This window comes from Nostoc sp. DedQUE07 (assembly GCF_034530975.2).
In the GTDB taxonomy this organism is placed as follows: domain Bacteria; phylum Cyanobacteriota; class Cyanobacteriia; order Cyanobacteriales; family Nostocaceae; genus Nostoc.
In genome coordinates this window covers 1-5,123 of the sequence record NZ_JAVRCC020000106.1, presented here as the reverse complement: position 1 = coordinate 5,123, position 5,123 = coordinate 1, and the positions used below count along the sequence as shown (strand labels likewise).

General features: G+C 45.2%; 6 protein-coding genes. 5 read left to right on the top strand and 1 reads right to left on the bottom strand.

The annotated features are described in order from the left end of the window. The first annotated feature begins 200 nt into the window (after window positions 1-200). The 5 genes from RMZ95_RS33945 to rnhA all read left to right on the top strand — a co-directional run bounded on the left by RMZ95_RS33945 (window position 201) and on the right by rnhA (window position 3,641). Window positions 201-1,082 carry an FHA domain-containing protein gene (locus RMZ95_RS33945; protein WP_322685111.1) on the top strand — a complete coding sequence of 294 codons (882 nt, stop codon included), beginning with the start codon at window positions 201-203 and terminating at the stop codon, window positions 1,080-1,082. Window positions 1,083-1,160: 78 nt separating this feature from the next. Further along, on the top strand, window positions 1,161-1,292 hold the full coding sequence (locus tag RMZ95_RS33940; RefSeq protein WP_322685112.1) for a hypothetical protein: 132 nt from the start codon (window positions 1,161-1,163) through the stop codon (window positions 1,290-1,292). 133 nt (window positions 1,293-1,425) lie between these two features. Next, window positions 1,426-2,169: a M50 family metallopeptidase gene (locus RMZ95_RS33935; RefSeq protein WP_322685113.1), complete on the top strand. Its 744-nt coding sequence runs from the start codon at window positions 1,426-1,428 to the stop codon at window positions 2,167-2,169. Between the two features lie 192 nt (window positions 2,170-2,361). Continuing rightward, window positions 2,362-2,616: a hypothetical protein gene (locus RMZ95_RS33930; RefSeq protein WP_322673755.1), complete on the top strand. Its 255-nt coding sequence runs from the start codon at window positions 2,362-2,364 to the stop codon at window positions 2,614-2,616. Between the two features lie 116 nt (window positions 2,617-2,732). Continuing rightward, window positions 2,733-3,641: a ribonuclease HI gene (rnhA, locus tag RMZ95_RS33925; RefSeq protein ID WP_322673756.1), complete on the top strand. Its 909-nt coding sequence runs from the start codon at window positions 2,733-2,735 to the stop codon at window positions 3,639-3,641. 166 nt (window positions 3,642-3,807) lie between these two features. Here the strand turns inward: rnhA and cruG are convergent, their stop codons facing one another. After that, window positions 3,808-5,031, bottom strand: coding sequence for a 2'-O-glycosyltransferase CruG (gene cruG / locus RMZ95_RS33920; protein ID WP_322682610.1), 1,224 nt, complete (start codon window positions 5,029-5,031; stop codon window positions 3,808-3,810). Between the last annotated feature and the right edge of the window lie 92 nt (window positions 5,032-5,123).

The window sequence follows — 5,123 nt, the reverse complement described above, 5'->3', positions numbered from 1 at the left end:
GTCACCTTGTCCCCTTGTCCCCTTGTCCCCTTGCTTCCCCTGCTCCCCTGCTCCCCTTCCCCCCTGCTCCCCTTCCCCGTGTAAGAGTGTCCAATTTATTGTTCAATTAGCAGTAATTGCTAGAATCTAAAGCTAGGGCCGCCCTCTGCTTGCCAGTCCTAACTATATTTATGATGATCTTGAACAAAGGCTAAATATCGATGATCGTCTGCCCTAATTGCAATCATCCCAACCCTGATGGCGCTGTCCAATGTGAAGCTTGTTATACACCATTACCTGCGACTACTAATTGTCCCAGTTGTGGGGCAACTGTGCAGGCAGATGCTGCATTCTGTGGTCAATGTGGCTATAACCTTCACTCCGCAGGTGTTCCACACGTTCATCCCGCAGTAGCTACAACAGTTACTCCCGATATTCCTGTGGAAGTACCACCGTTAGTTCCACCCGATCCACTGTTAGAACTTTTACAACCAGATGCCTTGGGAGTGGGTGGTTCGACTAACTCTCATCCTCCCGAATCATCTTTACCACCAACAGAGATGGCAATTCCCCCAGAACCTGTGCCACACATACCTGTTGCAAAAAGCAGTCCTCCAGAGCCAGCGTCATCCGTTGTAGCTCAACCCGTAGTCTCTGGACAAAGTAGTATTCCGACTCCACCACCAGTGGAACCAGTACCAACCTCCCAAGCCGAAGTACCCCCGCCAGCAGCACCAGCACCAACTGCAACTGCTGCCAGAACGCAATTGCAGCAGGTTACAGCGCGGTTACTCCACGTTCAAAGCGATCGCTTAATTGAATTGCCGCAAAATTTCTCTGTGATTCATATCGGCAAGCCTAATGACCGGATTCCTCCAGATATAGATGTTTCAGGATTTCCTAATTCCGAAATTGTCTCGCGGATTCATGCAGATATTCGTGTCGAAGGAGATGCCCACTATGTAGAGGATGTAGGAAGTTCTAATGGCACTTACATTAATAATTTGCCACTTTTACCAGGGAACCGTCATCGCTTGCGACCAGGCGATCGCATCAGCTTGGGTAAAGGAGACTTAATGACATTCCTGTTTCAACTTGCTTAACTGATTAGCACTCAATTGTGACATCCGGTCTAAGTATTTTCTGCCCATCCTCCGATATCTATTTTGGAGGATAAACACTTGAATTGTATCATACAAGCGACGGATGGCTATGTTGTTCTTGATAGCGCCATAGTTTACAGCCGTCGCTTTGAAGTGCGAATTGTTGCATTCCTCAGTAACCCTAATACCTCAATAATTACATTAGGATAGATGAAAATATACTGTCAATATTAAATTGAAGGAATAATCTATAATCTAAAACCCCAAATTGAATGCCCCATGAATTAATCGGGATAATCTTAATTCCAAAATCTAAAATCTAAAATCTAAAATTGAGTAACTTATGAGCAAATCAAATAAAAATTTTGAACCCTTGCTGACTAAAGAAGCCCCGTTAGTTGTTGAGCGTATGGGGCTAACCTGGCTAGTTGCAGCAGCGATCGCAACTGCTTTGTTGTGGCAAGTACCAGGAGGAGATTATATCTTATACCCATTTACAATTTTGGCAACTTGGTTTCATGAAATGGGTCACGGCTTAATGGCACTGCTATTAGGGGGACAGTTTCAGAAGTTGCAGATTTTTAGCAATGGTTCTGGTGTCGCAACTTATGGTCTCCGGTCGTCATTGGGGCCAATTGGCCCAGCAATCATCGCCGCAGCTGGGCCAATGGGGCCGCCTCTTGCCGGTGCAGCTTTGATTCTGGCTTCCCGCAGTTTTACAGCAGCAACCCTGTGTTTAAAAATTTTAGGCAGTTTTTTGCTGTTGTCCACATTAATTTGGGTGCGTTCCTGGTTTGGATTGGTTGCAATTCCCTTACTAGGTTTAATAATCTTGGGTATTTCCCTGAAAGCACCTCGCTGGGCGCAAGGGTTTGTCATTCAATTTCTGGGCGTACAAGCTTGTGTAAGTACGTACCATCAACTTGATTATCTATTTAGTAGTTCTGCTGGCCCCCTTGGAATTTCTGATACAGGGCAAATGCAGCGATATTTGCTTTTACCTTACTGGTTTTGGGGCGGGTTAATGGCGATCGCATCTCTGGTGATTTTAATCCAAAGTCTCCGCGTTGCTTATCGTTCGGAGTAACGAGTTAGAAGCACCATCAAAAGGCGATTGAATCTTTAACTCAAAGAATTACCGAACATCAAGAACATATTAGACTGGAATCAGAAAAGAGTTTTGCTGACGAAGGTCTAATTAAGCATTTGGAAAAAGAGATTCGTGCTTTTGACAAGGCAATCCAACAAGCACGTAAAAGATTGGGACAATAACTAAAATATGCAGATTAGCGATCGCCCTCTTGCAGTCACCAATTCAACCTTCAGTACCTTAATTGCTGAATTAGGTACAGAATGCCTAAAAGTACAAGCCTTGATTAACCAGTTACAGTTAACTAGTTTAACTGCTAACCAACAAGCTGAAATTCTAGCAGAACTCCTAGCTGCTGCGGTTCATCTGTATAATCATTGTGACGAAGATTTTCAGACGCTAATTACTGAAGAAATGGAAAATTTGCCTGATGATGAGGATTAAAGAAGAATTCCGAAGTTAGGAGTCAGAATTAAGAGTTTTTATCAGTATAATAGCCTGGATATTGTTAAAAAATTCGCCGCTAATAACTTTTGCCTTCGCGGTTCGAGACTCTAAACATGTCCACCCAACCCATAATTCAAAGTATATACACTGATGGTGCTTGCACCGGTAATCCTGGCCCTGGCGGTTGGGGTGTTGTCGTCTACTTCAGCGATGGCTCAATCCACGAAATGGGCGATGCATCCCCTCATACCACTAATAATAAAATGGAGATGCAAGCTGCGATCGCCGCCCTTCAATTTCTGCAAACATCTCAACAAGCCCAACCCATCACCCTTCATACCGATAGCGAATACCTGATTAACTGTGTTACCAAGTGGGTGAAAGGCTGGAAAAACAAAGGCTGGAAAAAGTCAGATGGTAAACCCGTCCAAAACCAAGACCTTTTAGAAACCTTAGATGAACTCAATACCCAACAAGTAAAATGGCAATACGTTCGGGGACATTCTGGTAACATAGGTAACGAACGTTGTGATGCGATCGCTCGCAGTTATGCCAGTGGCAAAATCCCTTCGCTACAACAATTATCTTTCACAGATTTTCATAAATCTTTACCTTCCCAAAATCAACTAAATGTAGCAAAAGTAGCTGATTATGAAAAAAACTCTCGAATAATTAACCAAAATCCCCAACAAATCAGTACTTTTGCACCAGAAATAACCTTTATGGAACCATTAACTGGGCCAACTGCGGCCGTGACCAATGAAAAACCGCCAGAAATGAGGGTTTCGCAACTCCGCAGCTTGGTCGAAACTCTGCGTATAGCTGACGAAATTTCTGAAAAAGGCTACTTAATCACCAGTTCTGAGTTAGCAGACTTGATGGATGTCCACGCCAGCGCTGTCACCAGTCGTGGAGATCAATGGCGCTGGCGAAATTGGATAGTGTCACGGGTACGCCGTGAAGGAAATCAAATTCTTTGGGAATTGGAACGCGGGGATCAAGTAGGAGGTGAAGAGGAGTAGGGAGTGAGCAGGGGAAGCAGGGGAAGCAAGGGGACAAGGGGACAAGGGGACAAGGTGACAAGGTGACAAAAGTTTAGAACTTACAACAAGTCTTTCCCCTTGTCCCCAATTCTCCTTGTCTCCAAGTCCTCTTTCCAATGCCCAAAGCCCAATGCCCAATGCCCCACTATATATACTTGCGTCCTCGCCACTCGCGCGGGGTGCGGAATGCAGATAAAAAGATTCGTAGCACAGCTAAGGGATCGGCTAAAGGGGAAAGCCAAAATAACCACCTACCTTTAGCGTTTGTGCGATCGTAAGAAGGTGCGATCGCTATTAGCATCGCAAAGCGAATCACCAGCAGGAATAAATTCAGTCCCAGCAGCAGGAGTGGGGGAATAGGTACAGACGCGATTAATCGCGTCTGTAGCAAGTAGGAGAGAGTAGGAGAAATCAACAAAAAAGTCAGGACAATTAAAAAGGGTAGACCTTGAACAGATGCGAGTAGCCATAAATCTCCCCACAACTGAGAGCGAGAAGTTGCATCTTTAAGATCGAGACTCCGCCCCCATTCTTTCCACGTCTCCATCGCCCCTTCATACATCCTTACCTTTAATACCTTTGCGCCATCTAAAAAGCCGACCTTATAACCTTGGATAGCAATATTGCGTGCCAACGTGACATCATCACAAAAAGAACTCTTCGCACTGCTATAACCACCTATAGCAGCTAAAACGGAGCGACGACACAAAAAACACTGCCCATTTGCCATTACCCGTTCTGGTTGCTCTGTATTGATCCCCGCTGGATCAAATCGGTAAAGCAAAGTCATCAACAAAGCCGGTTGTAGCCAGCACTCCCCAGGATATTTGAGGATGAATTGGGGTGAAAGAGAAACCAAATCGTAGCCCTGTGCTTCGGCCGTCTTTAACAACCCAGCAACTAAACCAGGATGCGGTTGGATATCAGCATCCAGCCCCAAGAACCACTGACTAGCCTCTGAACTATATAGAAAACCGTTATGCAACGCCCAAGGACGCCCCACCCAACCAGAGGGTAAGGGATCATCTGTCATCAGGCGAAAGCGGGGATCTTTCTGCTGTGAGGCTTTAACTAAATCGGGGGTGCCATCACTGGATTTACTGTCTACAACCATAATTTCCCGAACTTCATAGCTTTGCTGACTTAAACCAGCCAACAGAGGGCTAATGCGAAGCGCCTCGTTCAGTGTGGGAACAACGACGCTAACCTTACCCAAAAGCTCAGGTGTCGGTTGTTGGGGTTTTATTGGAGGATGGCGTCTTGGCCCTTTTAATAGGCGCGAAAACAGAATCGCCGTTGCTGGTACTTGGATAAGTAGCAATAAAAGAGAGATAGCGCTTTCTGCTATCAAAGCGTTGTCATTAGTCATTAGTCATTAGTCATTAGTCATTAGTCATTGGGCATTGGAAAGAGGACTTGGAGACAAGGAGAATTGGGGACAAGGGGAAAGACTTGTTGTAA